Genomic DNA, 635 nt, shown 5'->3' with positions numbered 1-635 from the left:
AATGCCCAGCTGATGCAATCTTTTCTGAGGACGAATTGCCTGCCGACCAGACGCAGTATATCGAGCTAAACGCCGAGCTATGTCAGACTTGGCCCTGCATTACCGAGCAAAAAGACCCGCTTCCAGATGCTAAAGAGTGGGACGGTGTTCCTAACAAGCTTCAATATCTAGAGAAGTAAATTCTTTAGTCGCCTTGTCGTTAACTGGCGTCAGATCGCTCGCTAACGACAAGCTCCTCTTAAATAAGAACTGCCTGGCCTCATTCACTTTGGCCTATTTAATTCTCAAGCTTTCCTTACAGCTTTTGCATACATATCTTGCATCACTTCTTACGATTCTATTGTGTCGAATTGCGCTCAAATCATGAATTCGATCGTGACATGCACAAATATATGCAAAGGTTCGTCGTGCCCTTTTCGCGCTTGAGAAGTTATGCCTTACCTTTGGCTCAACATTAAATACTTCTGACATAACCTGCTTCCACTGTCGTCCATGCGGCATTACCTTCTTGCCTTCATGATAGCGACCAAAATACTGATAGACGATGAGGTGTGCACATTCGTGAGGTACAACCTCTTCGATAAAGGCTTGTTGGTTTTGATTTAAGAGCGCCTGATTAAATCGAAGCTTGTATC

At 44.3% G+C, this 635-nt stretch carries 2 protein-coding genes; one reads left to right on the top strand and one right to left on the bottom strand.

Translation table 11 applies throughout. The annotated features are described in order from the left end of the window. Positions 1-179, top strand: a 179-nt coding sequence (locus tag A3729_RS23260; RefSeq protein ID WP_156498090.1) for a DUF3470 domain-containing protein, incomplete at its 5' end; no start/stop codon positions are given. 94 nt (positions 180-273) lie between these two features. Here the strand turns inward: A3729_RS23260 and A3729_RS23255 are convergent. Next, on the bottom strand, positions 274-635 hold a 362-nt coding region (locus A3729_RS23255; RefSeq protein ID WP_197476004.1), incomplete at its 5' end, for a SprT-like domain-containing protein.

Source organism: Oleiphilus sp. HI0043 (assembly GCF_001634935.1).
This window is presented reverse-complemented; position numbering and strand designations above follow the sequence as displayed.